Here is a 16,525-nt window from a genome sequence, read left to right as displayed (position 1 = left end):
GCAGGGATTCCTAGCTGGAGTAGGCGCTGTTTTCGTGCACGTAGTCGTGGGTGAGGTCGTTGGTCCAGATGGTGGCTTCGGCGTCGCCTGCCTGGAGGTCGATTTCCACCAGCACTTCGCGCGGTTCCAGGTCCACTAGGGAGCGGTCATCGCCGATGCTGCCGTTGCGGCAAATCTGGATCCCGTTCATGGCCACGTTGAGTTTGTCCGCTTCGAAGGCGGCGTCGGTAGTGCCCACGGCGGAGAGCACGCGGCCCCAGTTGGGGTCCTTGCCGAAGATGGCGGCCTTGAAGAGGTTGGAGCGGGCCACGGAGCGGCTGACCGTCTCTGCGTCCGCTTCGCTGGCCGCGTTGAAGGTCCGGATGGCGATGTCATGGCTGGCGCCCTCTGCGTCCGCAATGAGCTTGCGTGCCAGCTCCGCGCAGACCTGTGTCAGTCCTGCGCCGAAAACCTCGGCGGAGGGCACGGCCCCGGAGGCGCCGGAGGCCAGCAGGACCACGGTGTCGTTGGTGGACATGCAGCCGTCTGAGTCGGCGCGGTCGAACGTGACGCGGGTGGCATCGCGGAGGACGACGTCGAGCATTTCCGGCTGCACGTCGGCGTCAGTGGTGAGCACCACCAGCATGGTGGCCAGGCCGGGAGCCAGCATGCCGGCTCCCTTGGCGATGCCGCCGATGCTGAATTCCTGGCCGTCGGCGTCGGTGCCGATGAAGAGCGCTGACTTAGGCACGCTGTCAGTGGTCATGATGGCGGTGCCGGCGGCCGGACCGCCGTCGGTGCTGAGCTCGGCCGCGGCAGCCTCCACCCCTGGCAGGATCTTGTCCATGGGGAGCTGCTCACCGATCAGGCCGGTGGAGCAGACGAACACGTCGGTGGCAGAAATGCCGAGGACCTTCGCCACTTTTTCCGCTGTGCTGTGGGTGTTCTGGAACCCGGTGGGGCCGGTGCAGGCGTTGGCGCCGCCGGAGTTGAGGATGACGGCGTCCACCCGGCCGTCGGAGACCACCTGGCGGGACCAGTGCACGGGGGCTGCTGCCACGCGGTTGCTGGTAAAGACGGCGGCGGCGGCCTTGGAGGGGCCGTCGTTGACGACGAGGGCGAGGTCCGGGTTGCCGGAGGCCTTGAGTCCGGCAGTGACTCCGGCGGCGCGGAATCCCTGGGGTGCTGTGATGGTCACGGGGCTACTCCCTGCAGGTTGAGGCCGGCGGTTTCCGGCAGGCCGAGTGCGATGTTCATGGACTGCACGGCGCCGCCGGCGGTGCCTTTGGTGAGGTTGTCGATCACGCAGGTGACGATGGCACGGCCCGTGTGGGCGTCGAATGCCAGCTGCATGACTGCATAGTTGGACCCCTGGACCGACTTAGTGGTCGGCCACTGGCCTTCGGGCAGCAGGTGGACGAACGGCTCGTCTTCATACGCCTCGGCCCAGGCCAGGCGCAGCTGCGCGGCCGTGGTGCCGGGCTTGACCTTCGCGGTGGCGGTGGTGAGGATGCCGCGGCCCATCGGTGCAAGGGTGGGCGTGAAGGAAACGGTGACCTGTTCCCCCGCCGCGTTGGACAGGCCCTGTTCGATTTCCGGCGTGTGCCGGTGCCCGCCGCCTACGCCGTAAGGGCTCATTGAACCCATCACTTCGGAGCCGATCAGGTTGACCTTGGCCGCCTTGCCCGCGCCTGAGGTGCCGGATGCGGAAACGATCACGACGTCGTCGGGCTCCAGCAGGTGCGCGGCGAACCCGGGGGTCAGGGCCAGCAGGGCGGACGTGGGGTAGCAGCCGGGGACGGCGATGCGCTTGGCGCCCTTGAGCGCTTCGCGCTGGCCGGGCAGTTCGGGAAGCCCGTAGGGCCAGGTGCCGGCGTGGGCGGAGCCGTAGAACTTTTCCCAGGCGGCGGGATCTTCGAGGCGGTGGTCGGCGCCGGCGTCGATGACCACAGTCCCGTCCGGCAGCTGGGCGGCGATCTCTGCGGAGGCACCGTGCGGCAGCGCGAGGAAGACGACGTCGTGTCCGGAGAGGTTTTCCACCGTGGTGTCCTCGAGGATGCGGCTGGCCAGTCCGTGCAGGTGGGGCTGGAGTTCACCAAGGCGGGAACCGGCGTTGCTGTGGGCTGTGATTGCGCCAATGGTCACACCGGGATGCCCGGCGAGGAGGCGGAGGACCTCTCCTCCGGCGTAGCCGCTGGCTCCCGAAACCGCAACAGAAATAGTCATACTCCGACTATACAGCAATAGTTATGCATCGGCACTGATAATTATGCATGCGAACACGTCCGGGCATCGCGGCACTTGTCGCGCCGGCCGTGGGTGTCCCTAGGATGGTTTCGGCAGCCGGGGCCGGAGACGCCGGGACCCGCGAAAGGAGAGCCATGACGCACGCAATCGTCGCACGGCAGGCAGGCGGACCGGAAGTCCTTGAGTACACGGAGGTGGAGCCACCTGCTCCAGGCCCGGGGCAGGTGCTGGTCAAGGTCGGGGCGGCCGGCGTCAACTTCATCGACACCTACAAGCGCAGCGGCACGTACAAAGTCGACTACCCCTTCACCCCCGGTTCGGAGGCCGCGGGCACGGTCGAGGCAGTAGGCGAGGGCGTGACCGGCTTCGCCGTGGGCAGCCGGGTAGCTACCGCGGAAGGCGTCAGCTGCTACGCAGACTATGCCCTGGTGGATGAGGATGCCGCCCTGCCGGTACCGAAAGGCGTGGATGTTTTCACCGCCGCCGCCCTCCCCCTGCAGGGCATCACCGCCCACTACCTGATGAATTCCACGTTCAAGGTGGAGCCCGGCCACAAGGTCCTGCTGCATGCCGGCGCCGGCGGCGTGGGGCTGCTGCTGACCCAGCTGCTCAAGGCACGTGGTGCGGAAGTCATCACCACGGTCTCCACCGACGAGAAGGAACAGCTTGCGCTCGACGCCGGCGCGGACCACGTGCTGCGCTACGACGGCTTCGCGGAGCGGGTCAGGGACATCACCAGCGGAACCGGCGTCGACGTCGTCTACGACGGCGTGGGAAAGGATACCTTCGACGGCTCGTTGTCCGCTTTGCGTGTCAGGGGGATGCTGGTGCTCTTCGGCGCTGCCTCCGGCCCCGTCCCGCCGTTTGACCCGCAGCGCCTCAACTCCGGGGGCTCCCTCTTCCTCACGCGCCCCACCATTGGCAATTATCTGCGGGATGCTGCGGAGCGGCGCTGGCGCTCAGACGAACTTTTTGCCGCCGCTGCCGACGGCAGCCTCAAGGTCCGGATCGGCGCACGCTACCCGCTCAGCCAGGCCGGGCAGGCGCACCGCGACCTCGAGGGCCGCAAGACCACCGGCAAGGTCCTCCTGGTGCCCTGACAGGACCTACGGACCAACAGAAAGTCCCCGCAACCTCTCTGAACTGCTCCCCGGAAGTTGGACTGAGAAATTCAGTTCCGACTTCCGGGGAGCAGTTCTATGCATGCACGTAGTTCTTTGTCTGAGGTTCAGCGTGAGGCCGCTGTAGCGTGGTTTGAGAAGGGCATCGCGGATAGTGCGGCAGCGACGTTGCTGGGGGTGTCCCGCCCGCCGGTAAGGGTTCTCTATCGGCGGTGGAAGATCCATGGTCGAGGAGCGCTGGTGGCCAAGCCGACGAAACAGGTGTACTCGTTCGAATTCAAGCTCGCGCTGGTTGAACGGTTTATCGCCGGTGAGACTGCCCCGGATCTCGCGGCGGAGGTTGGTTTGTCCTCGCCCACGCTACTGAAGACGTGGGCCCGGGCGTATCGCCGCGAGGGACCGAACGCGTTGCGGTCCAAGCCCAAGGGCAGGCCTAAGGCACCTGATGCCCCTCGGCCGGCCGAGGTATCGGAACTGGAGCGGTTGCGGCGGGAGAACGAGCGTTTGCGGGCGGAAGTGGCTTACCTGGGAAAATTGCGGGCCTTGAGGGCGCAGGAACGACGGTGAAGGTCCAAGCCCTCATCGCTCTCAAGGCTGACTTCCCGCTTCCGGTCCTGCTGCAGGCAGCAGCTCTTGCCAGATCGACGTTCTTCTATCATCAGGCACGCATCCAAGGCCCTGATCCGCAGGAGGCCATCAAGGCCGCTGTCACGGAAATTTTCGAGAAGAACCATGGCCGGTACGGGCACCGGCGGGTCCACACCGAGATGGTTAAGCAAGGGTGGACGGTCGCGAAAAAGACAGTTCTGAAGCTCATGCGGTCCCTGGACCTGGTGTGCAAGGTCCGGCGGAAGAAGCGTTACAACTCCTACCAGGGCGGGCAGGGCCGGGTTGCTCCAAACGTGTTGAACCGGGAGTTCGAGGCTGATGCCCCGAACCGGAAGTGGGTAACGGATGTGACGGAGTTCAGCGTCGGCGACCGTAAGCTCTACCTCTCGCCGGTCATGGATCTTTTCGACCGACAGATCATCTCCTACTCGATCAGCCCGTCTCCGAATCTGGAGCTCACCAATAATTCGCTGCGCCAGGCCCTTACCTGCCTTGAGGATAACCAGCAGCCACTCGTGCATTCGGACCAGGGCTTCCAGTACCAGCACGTCTCGTGGCGAAAACTTTTACAGGAAGCCGGCGCGAGCCAGTCGATGTCACGCAAGGGCAACTGCTACGACAACGCCGTGATGGAAAACTTCTTCGGCCACCTCAAGGAAGAGCTCTTCCATCACGTGCGATACCTCAGCACCGACGCCTTGGCAGCGGCACTGCACGAATACATCCGCTGGTACAACACCGAAAGAATCTCGACAAAGCTCAAGGGCCTGAGCCCGGTGCAATACCGGACCCAAACCCTCGCGGCTTAGGCTCTTATTTAGCCAGTCCAACTTCCGGGGACCAGTTCATCTCAAGGTTGCGGGGACTTTTGGCTTTCCGAAAGCCCAGCTAGCGCTGGACAGCTCCAAAGCGTTCGGCGGCCAGGGCTACTGCGCCTTCACGCGCTGCCGAGGCCTCGTCAGCGGTCAGCGTGCGGTCGGCTGCCCGGAACCGAAGGCCAAAGGCCAGCGACTTTTTGCCGTCCTCAATACCCTTGCCGGCGTAGACGTCGAACAGCGCCACGTCTTCCAGCAGCTCGCCGGCGCCTTCACGCAGGGCGGCGAGGACGTCGTCTGCGGGCACCTCGGCCGGGACCACGAGTGCGACGTCCTGGGTGGCCACCGGGAACGTGGAGATGTGGCGGGCCACGATCACGTCAGGTGCGGCCTCGAACAAGGCGTCCGCATCAAGTTCCAGTGCCACCGAACGGGCGGGCATGTCCGAGGCTGCCAGCAGCTTGGGGTGCAGCTCACCGGCGTAGCCAACGGTCTCCCCCGTGCGCAGCGCCAGCCGGGCGGTGCGGCCGGGGTGGAACGCCTGGTGGCTGCCCTGGCTGACCACCAAGTCCACGCCCAGCACGTCGCCGGCAAGCCGGGCAACGTCCAGGGCGTCGGCCCAGTCCCACACGCGGGGCGTGTGGGAGGCGGCGGCCGGGGAATCGTGGCCAGTGAGGACTGCCGCGACGTGGAACGGCTGGTTGGGGACGCCGTCGTACAGTCCGTCGAGCACCTCATCGGCAGGCTTGGCGCCCAGCGGCGGGATGGAGGCAGTGCCCACTGTCTCCTCGGGCAGGAACACCAGGCCGGATTCGAACAGGGCAAGGTCCCGGAAGCCGCGGGAGTGGTTGCGCTTGGCCACCTCGATCAGTCCGGGCAGGATGGACGTGCGCAGGTAGCCGTGCTCCTCGCTGATCGGATTGGCCAGCTTGAGGGCGGTCCGCTCCCCTCCTTCGTCGGCCACGCCAAAGGTGTCGTTGGCTGCCTTGGACACGAACGGGTACGACAGCACCTCGGTGAGTCCGGCGTCCGCCAGGGCCTGGATGAGCCGGCGGCGCTGCTGCTGGACGCGCGTCAGTCCACGGCCCGGAGGGGCCACCGGCAGGGTGGCGGGGATCTTGTCGTAGCCCACCAGCCGGGCGATTTCCTCGGTGAGGTCTTCCTTGGTCTCCAGGTCGCTGCGCCAGCTCGGCGGCGTAACCGTCCAGCCGGCGTCGTGCTTCACTGTTATGGCACCCAGGTCCTCAAGGGAGGTGACGATCTGGTCCTCGGTGAAGTCGATGCCGATCCGCGCGGCAGCGAAGCCGGCGGGCAGCTCGATGGTGACGGTCTCCGGGGCGGTTCCGACGTCGGTTCCCGCGTCATCCGCGGTGCCGCGGGCCAGTTCGACCAGGAGGTCAACCACCCGCTGGGCGGCGATACCGGCCACCTGCCAGTCCACGCCGCGCTCGAAGCGCTTGGACGCCTCGGACGGCAGCTTGTGCCGGCGCCGGGAGCGGCCGATGGACACGTCGTCAAAGTGCGCCGCCTCAACCAGGATGTTCGACGTCGAATCGGACACCTCGGTGGCCGCACCGCCCATGACGCCGGCGATGCCGATGGCACCGGAGTCGTCGGTGATGAGCAGGTCCTCGGCGTCAAGGGTGCGCTCCTTGCCGTCCAGGGTGGTGATCTTCTCCCCTGCGGACGCGCGGCGCACCACGATGTCGCCGGAGAGCTTGTCCAGGTCGTAGCAGTGCGTGGGCTGGCCCAGTTCGAGCATGACGTAGTTGGAGATGTCAACGGGCAGCGAGATGGAGCGGATGCCGGCGAGCCGGAGCCGCGACACCATCCATGGCGGGGTGGGCCGGGTGGCGTCCACGCCCCTGACGGTACGGGCCACGAAGCGGTCGCAGCCGGCCTTGCCGTAGATGGGGGCGTCGTCGTTGATCTTGACGCCGTAACCGCCGGAAAGTTCAGCCGGTGCCTGGACCCTGGATGCGGGATCCGTGAACGCGGTGCCGGTGGCGTGCGCGTACTCGCGGGCCACGCCGCGGATGGAGAAGGCGTAGCCGCGGTCCGGGGTGACGTTGATCTCGGCCGCCTGGTCGTACAGGCCCAGGAGCTCCATGGCGTCGGTGCCCACCTCGGGGTCCAGCCCGATGCGGGACAGCACCAGGATGCCGTCGTGGTCCTCGCCGATGCCCAGTTCGCGGACGGAGGCGATCATGCCGGCGGAAAGGTGGCCGTACGTCTTGCGGGCGGAGATGCGGAAGTCGCCGGGCAGCACGGCGCCCGGAAGCGTGACCACCACTTTGTCGCCCTCAACGAAGTTGTGCGCGCCGCAGATGATGCCCTGGACGCCGGACGGGTCGATCCCGTCCCCGGTGAGGGTTTGTTCCTTGCCTTCGGGGACAACGCGGACCTGGCACCAGTTGATGGTCTTGCCGTTGGTCTGCGGTTCCTTGACCAGGCTCAGGACCTGGCCCACCACCACGGGGCCCTGGAGGGTGTCCGTGGGACGGTGGACGGCTTCCTCTTCAAAGCCGACCTTGACCAGTTCTTCCATGACGTCTTCGGCCGTTGCACCGGCCGGTACTGCTGCGAATTCCCGCAGCCAGGAAAGTGGGATACGCACTGTTAGATCTCCATCCCGAAGTGCTCGCTGAACCGTACATCGCCTTCGATCATGTCGTGCATGTCAGCAACCTCGTTGCGGAACATGAGGGCACGCTCGATGCCCATGCCGAAGGCAAAACCTGAATAGACGTCCGGGTCGATGCCGGCGGCGCGCAGGACGTTGGGGTTGACCATGCCGCAGCCGCCCCATTCGATCCAGCGCGGGCCGCCCTTGGCGCCCGGGTGGAAGATGTCCAGCTCGGCGGACGGCTCGGTGAACGGGAAGTAGTTGGGGCGCAGGCGGACCTTTGCCTCCTCGCCGAACATCTGGCGGGTGAAGTGTTCCAGGGTGCCGAGCAGGTCCGCCATGGACAGGTTCTTGTCGATGGCCAGGCCTTCGAACTGGTGGAACACCGGGGTGTGGGTGGCGTCCAGCTCGTCCGTGCGGAACACCTTGCCCGGGCAGAGCACGTAGATGGGCACCTCGCGCTCCAGCATGGAACGGACCTGCACCGGGGAGGTGTGGGTACGCATCAGCAGGTGGGCTTCGGGCGGCTCCACGAAGAAGGTGTCCTGCATTTCGCGGGCAGGGTGGTCCGGTTTGAAGTTCAGGGCGTCGAAGTTAAACCACTCGGATTCGACCTCCGGGCCTTCGGCGATTTCCCAGCCCATGCCCACGAAGATATCCGCCACACGGTCCTGCAGCGTGGACAGCGGGTGGCGTGCACCGGCGCGGCGGCGGCGCGGGGCGGCCGTGACGTCCACGGTTTCCTCGACCAGGATCCGGGCGTCGTTCTCGGCTTCGAGCACCGCGGTCCGCTCGGCGAGCGCCTTGTTGACCCGGCCGCGGGAAGCACCCATCAGCTTTCCGGCGAGCGCCTTCTGGTCCTTGGGCAGGCGGCCGATTTCGCGGTTGGCCAGGCTGAGCGGTGATTTCTCGCCGCTGTGGGCAAGCCGCACCGCCTTCAACTCGTCAAGGGTGGCCGCACCGGCGATGGCGGTGATGGCCTGGTCTACAGCGGCGTTGATGGCGGCCTCATCCGTGGGGTTCGGGATGGCGGCGCCCGGCAAAGTTTCAGTCATCTACTGTTCTTAGCTACGAGTCGTGGCTGCCGGCGGCCGGGGCAGCCATGCGCGGTTTCCCGCGCGGCGCGTCCGTCGCTGGCAGGTCATGGATGAATGCGCTGAACGTCAGTGTCATTCAATGACCAGGTCAGGGCTCGCCGGCAGGACCGGCGGCCACTGCCCTCCAGTCTAGTAGAACCCTCCGGCTACCATGGCCTCATGACTTTGCGGCAGCGCGCGGGTGCCCTTGATGGCCCGACGACGGCCCAGCGGCTCAGGCGGGCAGCAAACCTCCTCAACGGGAGCACCCTGGCCGGGCTCGCCGTCGCCCTCGCCGCCAGGACGAGCATCTGCCGCGGTCCCCGCGGACTAATCATCGCCGCTGGCGCCTGCCTTTTGCCGGCGCCTACACCCTGGGCAACGTGGTGCTGTGCCGCAGCACGGCTGCGGACCTGCTGTCCCGGCCAGCGCTCCTGGGACACGAGGAACGGCACTGCAGCCAGTACGCGTGGTGCCTGGGGCTGCCCTTCATCCCCTTGTACCTGGTAGCCGCCGGCTGGTCCGTGCTGCGCACCGGCAATCCGGGGACGGCGAACATCTTCGAGCGGCGGGCAGGCCTGGCCGCCGGCGGCTACCCGCTCACCGCGGAGAGGGGTGCCTGATGGAGCGTGAAGCGCATGTCCGGGCCGAGCCGGGGACCGTCACCGCCACAGGGACCGGATGGGCGGAAGCAGCCCCCGACCTGATGCTGGTTTCCGTCGGAGTGGAATGCCGCGCCGAATCGGTCGCGGAAGCGTATGAGGCAGCCGGACAGGGCCTGGCGGCAGTTGCCTCGGTCCTCCGCAGCCGCGGCGTTGCCGCGGACGACATCCGCTCGGCCGGCCTGGCCGTCCGGGCCGACCTGGCCTGGCGGGACGGCGAAGGCCAACGGCTTGTGGGCTACGTGGCGTCAAGCAGCGTGGCGGGCAGGCTACGGGACCTCGGCAGCGCGTCCGCAGTCGTCTCCGAGGCTGTCCGCACCGCCGGAGACGATGTCCGTTTGAACAGCCTGCAATTGGTCCTTTCGGACGATTCCGTGGTCCGGGCGCAGGCCCGTGACGCCGCATGGAAGGACGCGCTCAGCTCTGCCGGGCAGTATGCCGCGTTGGCCTCAGCCACGTTAGGGCGGGTGCTCACTGTCACCGACACGCGCCCGGCACCGGGGCCGCTCCCGCTGGCCGGGATCCAGCGGGCATCCGCCACGGAAGGGCCCTCGGTGGAACCGGGCGTGAACCGGGTTGAGGCAGCCGTTACCGTCACGTGGGAACTGCGGCCCTAGCCCCCTTGCCGCCTGCAGCTGTATCCGCCGCGTCGAGGCGTTGTTTCGACTGGTTTGGAGTGCGCGGCGCCTTGACTTAAATTCGAACATGTTTTCGAATGGGTGTCATGAGATGGGAAGCGCAAGCACTGGTGCCCACACCGGACGCCCCTGGTGGACCCGGTCCGGCGCTGCTGCCGCTGGCAGGCTTGGTCCGTTCCGTCACCACCCCTGAGTTCGCCGGGATCACGTTCCACGAGGTCACTGCCAAATCGGTGCTCAACAGGGTCCCTGCGGGATCGAAAATGCCGTTCGAATGGACAGTGAATCCCTACCGCGGCTGCAGCCACGCCTGCGTGTACTGCTTTGCCCGCAAGAGCCACACCTACCTGGACTTCGACGCCGGCATGGATTTTGACAGCCAGGTGGTGGTGAAGGTCAACGCAGCAGAGATCCTCCGGAAGGAACTGAACAAGGCCTCCTGGACGCGCCAACAGGTGGCCCTGGGCACCAACACCGATCCCTACCAGCGGGCCGAGGGCAGGTACAAGCTCATGCCCGGAATCATCAACGCTCTCGCGGAGTCCGGAACTCCCCTGTCCATCCTCACCAAAGGGACCCTGCTGGCGCGCGACATCCCGCTGCTCAAGAGCGCTGCTGCGCAGGTACCGGTAGGGCTTGGCATCTCTCTGGCGATGACTGATGAAGATCTGTCCGAGGCCATTGAGCCCGGCACGCCGGGACCCAGGGCCCGGCTCAAACTGGTGTCCCGCCTTCGCGAGGCCGGACTCCCCTGCGGGGTCATGGCGATGCCCATCCTGCCGTGGCTCTCCGACAGCGACGAAGCCCTCGATGCGCTGTTCGGTTCGCTCGCTGCCGCCGGCGCAACCGGCGTCACCGCGGGCGCGCTGTACCTGAAGCCGGGCACCAGGGAATGGTTCATGAAGTGGATCGCCACCCACCACCCCGAACTGGCCGGGCGCTACCGGCGGCTTTACGGGACCGGCTCCTACGCGTCCAAGGAGTACCGGATGTGGCTTGCCGGCAAGGTCCGCTATTTCAAGGCACGCCACGGCTTCTCGCATTCCTCCGGCTTCAGCCACCGGGACCTGGACGATCCCCGGGTCGAGGAAGCGGAGTACCCGGCCGGGATCATTCCCACCACGGTTACCGGAGGCTCCCCTGCTGGTTCCCCGGCAGCGTCTACTTCGGCATCCCGGCCCGCGGTGCAGGACGCGCTCTTCTAGCCGGCTTCAGGGCCTGGTGGTGTCAGGGGTTCAATCCAGCGCCGGCGACCCAGGCACCAGCGCCGCTACGGCGTCCAGGAGCGCATGCACAATCGGATAATCGGCCGGGATCCACGCCAGGCCAAGCACCGCCCCGCGGTCCTGCAGCTGGATCCAGCGCAGTTCGTCGTGGTCCTCAAGGGGCGCGGCTTCGCCATGAGTTACCTCGGCGAACCAGACCCGCATGCTGGCCCGGTCATTGAGGGCCCAGCCGGCCGGTGTTTCCGCGGGCAGCTCTGCCCCCAGCCGGACGCGGATTCCCAGTTCCTCCACCAGTTCCCGTACCAGCGCTGCTTCGGGAGCCTCGCCGTGTTCCACCTTGCCCCCGGGGAACTCCCACAGCCCGGCCAGGTGCTCCGGAGCGCTCCGCCGCGCCACCAGCAGTGCCGTTGGATTGGCCAGCGTGTCCACCACGGCTCCGCCCACTACCTGAATCAGTCCAGTCACCGGCCCATTCTATGGGCCACAATGGGAATAGCCCGGAACAGTATTCCCATCCCCAGGGAATAGGTCCTGCCCGTCTGGGGTTGGCCTCACTGTCCGGACCTTCCTGCCCCATTGCCGTGGCGTCCCGTCCCCTTTCCAGTTCCACCGTTTGAGAAGCAGGCATATGAGCAGCGTCCTTTCCCCGTCCACGGCAGCCCGCACCAAGACCCCCAACGTCGGCATGGCCATCTTTGCCCTGGCCATGGGCGGGGTGGGCATCGGCGTCACCGAGTTCACCATGATGGGCCTGCTGAAGGAAGTGGAACAGGGCCTGGGGATCAGCACTCCCGAGGCGGGCCACCTGATCTCCGCCTACGCACTGGGAGTAGTCGTAGGCGCTCCCCTCCTCGCCGCCGTTGGCGCCAGGCTGCCCCGGAAGAAACTGGCACTGGGCCTCCTGCTGTTCTTCACCGTGGCCAACCTGACCTCGTTCATCGCCCCTGACTACGGGTCGATGCTCGTGTCCCGTTTTGCCGCCGGGCTGCCGCACGGGGCGTTCTTCGGAGTTGCAGCAGTCATCGCCGCATCCCTGGTTCCCCCCACCCGGCGGGGCTGGGCCATCTCCATGGTCATGGCCGGGCTCAGCGTGTCCAATGTGGTGGGCGTACCGTTCGCCACGTGGCTGGGCCAAACCTTCGGGTGGCGCCTGCTGTTTGTGCTGGTGGGCGCCATCGGCCTGCTGGCCCTGGCCATGGTGTGGAAGTTCGTCCCGTTCCAGCACGCCCACCCCGATGCCAGCATCCGCCGCGAACTTGGCGCCCTCAGGCGGATCCAGGTCTGGCTTGCCCTCCTGGTGGGCATCGTGGGCTTCGGCGGCTTCTTCGCCACCTACACGTACATCGCGCACACCATGACGGCCGTGGCCGGCATCCCGTCGGGGCTGCTTCCCCTGGTGGTGGCGCTCTACGGGCTGGGCATGGTTGCCGGGAACATCGTCGGGGGCAGGCTGGCCGACAAATCGGTGATGGGCACCCTCTACCGTGTCCTCCCGGCAATTGCCGTTGCCCTGGTGGTTTACGCGGTGGCAGCCCACTGGCCGTGGAGCGCCATGGTGATGGTGTTCGTGGTGGGAGCTTCCGGTTCCATGCTGATCCCCGCCCTGCAGACCCGGCTGCTCGACGCCTCGCCGGATGCACCGTCGCTGGCATCGTCCCTCAACCATGCCGCGCTGAACGTCGCCAACGCACTCGGCGCGTTCCTTGGTGGAGTGGTCATCGCCCTCGGGTGGGGTTTTGTTGCCCCGGCACTCGTCGGCGCCGTCCTGGCCGTCCTCGGTTTCGGCGTCGCCCTCCTCAGCGGCCTGCTGGAACGCAAGAGGCCGCTGGCGGGCTAAGCCGGCGGCCGCCGCGTGTCTCCGCGGCCACGGCAGCAACCAAACTCCCGGCCGGCTAAGGCTCCTAACGATGCGGCAACGCCCTTTTTGGGGCTACTGACTTTGCCGGGTGCTTATGTTAGCTTGAGGCTCATCGGGACTATTAATCCCGGTCACAATGAGGAGGAGACATGGGTTTTCTTGCTTGGATTATTCTGGGCCTGATAGTCGGGGCCATCGTTAAAGCCGTTATGCCCGGACGGGTCGGCGGCGGCTGGGTCACCAGCCTCATCCTGGGTGTCGTTGGAGCCATCGTTGGCGGCTGGATTGGCAGCCTCCTGTTCAACAAGGGCGATCTTGCCTTCTTCGACCTCGGCACCTGGATTCTCGCTATCGTCGGTGGCCTGGTTGTCGCCGGCATCTACGGGGCCGTCACCGGACGCGGAAAAGCCAGCCGCGCTCCCTGATAACTCTGTCCAGCAACAACCATCGGGCCCCGGATTTCCGGGGCCTTTCTTTGTGGCCGGCAGCAATGCTGCCCCGCGGACGTCCAGGGACGAACCGGGAATCCGTGTGGGCGCGGGCCGCCGGCCGCCGTCGGGCTTCGCTACCCGGCGCGGACCTGCCCGGCGGCAGTCTCGGGACGGCGCTGGGAACGGGCGCTGGCGTAGAGGCACACGGTGGCTGCCGTTCCAAGGTTGAGGCTCTCGGCCGCACCGTACACCGGAACCGCAACCCGGTGGTCCGCCAGGCCAAGCTCCTCATCGGAGAGTCCCTGGGCCTCGTTCCCAAAGAACCACGCGGTCGGTGCAGCGAGGTCAAAGGCGGGTTCGGGGCCTGCACCGGTGAGCCTGCGGCGCGCGTTCTCGTCCTGCAGGACATCCAGGTCCAGCTGCCCGTAACCGTCGGCTGCGAGGACGCCGATGCCACGGGCCTTGCAGGCGGCAGCCAGTTCCGCGGGATCTGCGGCCAGGACGACCGGAAGGTGGAAGAGCGACCCCGCGGTGGAGCGGACGGCCTTGGGGTTGTAGATGTCAACGCTGGACGCTGTGAAAATGACGGCGTCGGCGCCGGCCGAATCAGCCGCCCGCAGCACGGTGCCTGCATTTCCCGGGTCCCTGACCTGGCACAGCACAGCAATCAGGCGTGGGCCGGCGTCGAGCACATCCGCCAAGGCAACGTCCACGAACCTGCAGACTGCCACGATCCCCTGCGGGTTGACGGTGTCCGCCATGGCCGCCAGGACCTCATCGGTGGCGAGTCGCGCGTTGGTGCCTTCGGCGAGCTCATCGAATTCGGGGAAGCGGCCCAGGCAGCTTTCGCTGGCGAATACCTCGGTGACCACTCCGGGCGCTCCCGCCGCGAGGCGCTGCTGGTGGAGCTTGAGGGCTTCCCGGACGGCCTGTGGCCCTTCAGCAAGGAACTGGCCGCGCTTTAAACGGGCCGGGCGCCCTGCAAGCTTTGCCACGTCCCTGACCCGATCGGCTCGGGGGTTGGACAATGGAAGATCTTGCGGGCGCCCGGTTTCGTTCATACAAGAACTGTAGTAGCTGACGCTTCCAGTTCCTGAACTGGCCCCTTCGGCGAGGGGCGGCAGCGGCTGCTAGGCTGCGGCAACCTTCTTGGCGGAAGTGTCTGCCGGCAGGGAGTCCTTGGCCACCTGGACCAGTGCGGCGAAGGCGTTGGCGTCAGAAACGGCAAGCTCGGCCAGCATGCGGCGGTCAACCTCGACCTCAGCGGCCTTCAGGCCCTGGATGAGGCGGTTGTAGGTGAGGCCGTTGGCGCGGGACGCAGCGTTGATGCGCTGGATCCACAGGCGGCGGAAGTCGCCCTTCTTCTTCTTGCGGTCACCGTAGCTGTACACAAACGAGTGCAGCAGCTGTTCCTTGGCCTTGCGGTACAGGCGCGAACGCTGTCCGCGGTAACCCTTCGCCCGTTCAAGAACAACCCGGCGCTTCTTGTGGGCGTTGACCGCCCTCTTCACACGTGCCACGTGCGTACTCCTTCGAAAATCTGATCCCAAGCATCTGTTGCCGGTGTTCCGGCGGCCTGAGAAGGCTGTTTGGCAGGTGACGGACCACCGGTAAGCGGTCCATCAATAAACTTGGAAACTAGATGCCGAGCATCTTCCGGATGACCTTGGCGTCGCCCTTGAAGACGATCTTGTCGCCGGCAAGGCGGCGGGTCAGGCGGCTGGACTTGTGCTCCAGATAGTGGCGGCGGTTGGCCTGCTGGCGGCGCAGCTTGCCGCTGCCGGTCAGCTTGAAGCGCTTCTTAGCACCACTGTGGGTCTTCATCTTCGGCATGGGAACCGATCTCCTTACGTTTCTGCGGGCCCGGAGGCCGGCAGTTCTATCGCGCAGCCACCCCTGCGGGCAGCATGCTGGTTGCTGACTGCCGGGGACGTGCCCCGGCAGCGGTGAACTAGTTGGTCTTCTTACCGGCCGGCTTCGGCACTGCCTTGGGGGCAGGGCGGGCAGCAGGCTTCGGCGCAGCAGGCCTGGCCACCGGCTTCGGCGGCGCAGGCACACCGGCGGGCTTCGGCGCAGCCGGTGCGGCTGCTTCCGGCTTTGCGGCAGTTGCAGGCTTGGGCGCCGGAGCGGCCGCCTTCGGTGCAGCAGCCTTGGGAGCTGCGGCCTTGGGGGCTTCCTGCTTCGGAGCCTCCTGCTTGGGAGCTTCCTGCTTGGGAGCGGGAGCCTTCGGGGCCTCCTGCTTCGGAACTTCCTGCTTCGGTGCCGGAGCCTTGGGGGCTTCCTGCTCAGGAGCGGCAGCAGGCGCTTCAACCGGGGCGCTGTCCGCGGCCGTGGCCTCCGGTTCAGTGGACACGGTGAAGCCTTCCGGCAGGAGGTCCGCCAGTGACTGGGTCATGGGGGCCTGGTCCTGGCCGGAGGTGTCGACGCGTCCCGCAGCCTTGGCTTCGTTCTGGGCCTTGGCCTCGGCGCGCTGGGTTGCCCGGCGTGCTTCCGCCTTGGCCTCAGCCTTGTTCTTCAGCGGGCCAACCACCATGACCATGTTGCGGCCGTCGATACGGGGGCTGGACTCCACCACGCCGACTTCGGCGACGTCGTCGGCGAAGCGCTGGAGCAGGCGGATGCCCATCTCCGGACGCTGCTGCTCACGGCCACGGAACTGGATCATGGCCTTGACCTTGTCCCCGGCGCCGAGGAAGCGCAGGGCGTGGCCGCGCTTGGTCTCGTAGTCGTGGGTGTCGATCTTCAGGCGGAAGCGGATTTCCTTTAGAACAGTGTTCGTCTGGTTCTTCCGGGCCTCACGTGCCTTGACCGCGGCCTCGTACTTGTACTTGCCGAAGTCCATCAGCTTGCACACCGGAGGCTTCGCCTGAGGTGCAACTTCAACGAGATCAAGGTCGGACTCGGCAGCCAGGCGCAGGGCATCCTCAATACGGACGATTCCTACCTGTTCACCTGCAGGGCCGACCAGCCGCACCTCGGGGACGCGGATACGCTCATTGATTCTTGGCTCGCTAATGTTAAAGCTCCTGTGTTTGATGTGGAGTCCGGCAAATGAAGAAGGCCCCCAATTGCCGGAGCAATCGAAGGCCTCAGAGAGGTTGGACCGGCAACCCCGCAAAGGGCTGCACGTGCACAGTCCCGGCAAATGCCGGCCCATGCCCAACCAGGTACCCGGCAACCTTGCGTCCCTGCAGGTTCCAAGGGAACAGGTGGGACAACGGCTGACGCGGGTGGGAG

16 protein-coding genes and 1 pseudogene are annotated in these 16,525 nt (G+C 66.6%); 8 read left to right on the top strand and 9 right to left on the bottom strand.

What is annotated here, in order from left to right:
* Window positions 1–10: 10 nt before the first annotated feature.
* Together argJ and argC are read right to left on the bottom strand one after the other, a co-directional pair.
* Window positions 11–1,177 (bottom strand): bifunctional glutamate N-acetyltransferase/amino-acid acetyltransferase ArgJ, encoded by a 1,167-nt coding sequence (gene argJ / locus ACR65J_RS02690; RefSeq protein ID WP_440165803.1) that lies wholly within the window; start codon window positions 1,175–1,177, stop codon window positions 11–13.
* Entirely contained in the window at window positions 1,174–2,205 is a 1,032-nt protein-coding gene (argC, locus tag ACR65J_RS02685) for an N-acetyl-gamma-glutamyl-phosphate reductase (protein ID WP_440165800.1), read from the bottom strand. The genes argJ and argC overlap by 4 nt, the downstream gene beginning before the upstream one ends.
* Window positions 2,206–2,360: 155 nt before the next feature.
* Here argC and ACR65J_RS02680 point away from each other — a divergent pair, with 155 nt between their 5' ends.
* The 3 genes from ACR65J_RS02680 to ACR65J_RS02670 all read left to right on the top strand — a co-directional run bounded on the left by ACR65J_RS02680 (window position 2,361) and on the right by ACR65J_RS02670 (window position 4,765).
* The gene (locus ACR65J_RS02680; RefSeq protein WP_440165797.1) at window positions 2,361–3,326 is read left to right on the top strand and encodes a quinone oxidoreductase family protein; all 966 of its coding nucleotides are present in this window, start codon (window positions 2,361–2,363) and stop codon (window positions 3,324–3,326) included.
* Window positions 3,327–3,587: 261 nt separating this feature from the next.
* Window positions 3,588–3,914, top strand: coding sequence for a helix-turn-helix domain-containing protein (locus tag ACR65J_RS02675; protein WP_440165795.1), 327 nt, complete (start codon window positions 3,588–3,590; stop codon window positions 3,912–3,914).
* Entirely contained in the window at window positions 3,911–4,765 is an 855-nt protein-coding gene (locus tag ACR65J_RS02670; RefSeq protein WP_440165793.1) for an IS3 family transposase, read from the top strand. The genes ACR65J_RS02675 and ACR65J_RS02670 overlap by 4 nt, the downstream gene beginning before the upstream one ends.
* Before the next feature lie 79 nt (window positions 4,766–4,844).
* On the opposite strand, the gene pheT is transcribed toward ACR65J_RS02670, so the two are convergent.
* Window positions 4,845–7,388 carry a phenylalanine--tRNA ligase subunit beta gene (gene pheT / locus ACR65J_RS02665; protein ID WP_440165791.1) on the bottom strand — a complete coding sequence of 848 codons (2,544 nt, stop codon included), beginning with the start codon at window positions 7,386–7,388 and terminating at the stop codon, window positions 4,845–4,847.
* 2 nt (window positions 7,389–7,390) lie between these two features.
* Window positions 7,391–8,452, bottom strand: coding sequence for a phenylalanine--tRNA ligase subunit alpha (pheS, locus tag ACR65J_RS02660; RefSeq protein WP_440165789.1), 1,062 nt, complete (start codon window positions 8,450–8,452; stop codon window positions 7,391–7,393).
* A 201-nt stretch (window positions 8,453–8,653) separates the two neighbouring features.
* Between pheS and ACR65J_RS02655 the strand changes: the two are divergent.
* From ACR65J_RS02655 to ACR65J_RS02645, 3 genes and pseudogenes are all read left to right on the top strand, one after another.
* A pseudogene (locus tag ACR65J_RS02655) lies at window positions 8,654–9,096 on the top strand (hypothetical protein).
* Entirely contained in the window at window positions 9,096–9,752 is a 657-nt protein-coding gene (locus tag ACR65J_RS02650) for an SIMPL domain-containing protein (protein WP_440165787.1), read from the top strand. The pseudogene ACR65J_RS02655 and the gene ACR65J_RS02650 overlap by 1 nt, the downstream one beginning before the upstream one ends.
* A gap of 107 nt (window positions 9,753–9,859) precedes the next feature.
* On the top strand, window positions 9,860–10,978 hold the full coding sequence (locus tag ACR65J_RS02645; RefSeq protein WP_440165785.1) for an Rv2578c family radical SAM protein: 1,119 nt from the start codon (window positions 9,860–9,862) through the stop codon (window positions 10,976–10,978).
* Window positions 10,979–11,008: 30 nt separating this feature from the next.
* Here ACR65J_RS02645 and ACR65J_RS02640 read toward each other — a convergent pair whose 3' ends face one another.
* Window positions 11,009–11,464: a (deoxy)nucleoside triphosphate pyrophosphohydrolase gene (locus ACR65J_RS02640; RefSeq protein WP_440165783.1), complete on the bottom strand. Its 456-nt coding sequence runs from the start codon at window positions 11,462–11,464 to the stop codon at window positions 11,009–11,011.
* Window positions 11,465–11,627: 163 nt separating this feature from the next.
* Here ACR65J_RS02640 and ACR65J_RS02635 point away from each other — a divergent pair, with 163 nt between their 5' ends.
* Window positions 11,628–12,836 carry an MFS transporter gene (locus ACR65J_RS02635; RefSeq protein ID WP_440165781.1) on the top strand — a complete coding sequence of 403 codons (1,209 nt, stop codon included), beginning with the start codon at window positions 11,628–11,630 and terminating at the stop codon, window positions 12,834–12,836.
* Window positions 12,837–13,006: 170 nt separating this feature from the next.
* Window positions 13,007–13,282 (top strand): GlsB/YeaQ/YmgE family stress response membrane protein, encoded by a 276-nt coding sequence (locus ACR65J_RS02630; RefSeq protein ID WP_159632311.1) that lies wholly within the window; start codon window positions 13,007–13,009, stop codon window positions 13,280–13,282.
* Between the two features lie 140 nt (window positions 13,283–13,422).
* On the opposite strand, the gene ACR65J_RS02625 is transcribed toward ACR65J_RS02630, so the two are convergent.
* From ACR65J_RS02625 to infC, 4 genes are all read right to left on the bottom strand, one after another.
* Window positions 13,423–14,349, bottom strand: coding sequence for a TrmH family RNA methyltransferase (locus ACR65J_RS02625; protein WP_440165780.1), 927 nt, complete (start codon window positions 14,347–14,349; stop codon window positions 13,423–13,425).
* Window positions 14,350–14,418: 69 nt separating this feature from the next.
* Entirely contained in the window at window positions 14,419–14,808 is a 390-nt protein-coding gene (rplT, locus tag ACR65J_RS02620) for a 50S ribosomal protein L20 (RefSeq protein WP_018763610.1), read from the bottom strand.
* 118 nt (window positions 14,809–14,926) lie between these two features.
* On the bottom strand, window positions 14,927–15,121 hold the full coding sequence (gene rpmI / locus ACR65J_RS02615; RefSeq protein WP_009358635.1) for a 50S ribosomal protein L35: 195 nt from the start codon (window positions 15,119–15,121) through the stop codon (window positions 14,927–14,929).
* 118 nt (window positions 15,122–15,239) lie between these two features.
* Entirely contained in the window at window positions 15,240–16,262 is a 1,023-nt protein-coding gene (gene infC / locus ACR65J_RS02610) for a translation initiation factor IF-3 (RefSeq protein ID WP_440165777.1), read from the bottom strand.
* Between the last annotated feature and the right edge of the window lie 263 nt (window positions 16,263–16,525).

Source organism: Arthrobacter sp. SAFR-044 (genome assembly GCF_059414985.1).
The sequence above is the reverse complement of the archived record's forward strand: the minus strand, read 5'-3'. Positions and strand labels throughout refer to the sequence as shown.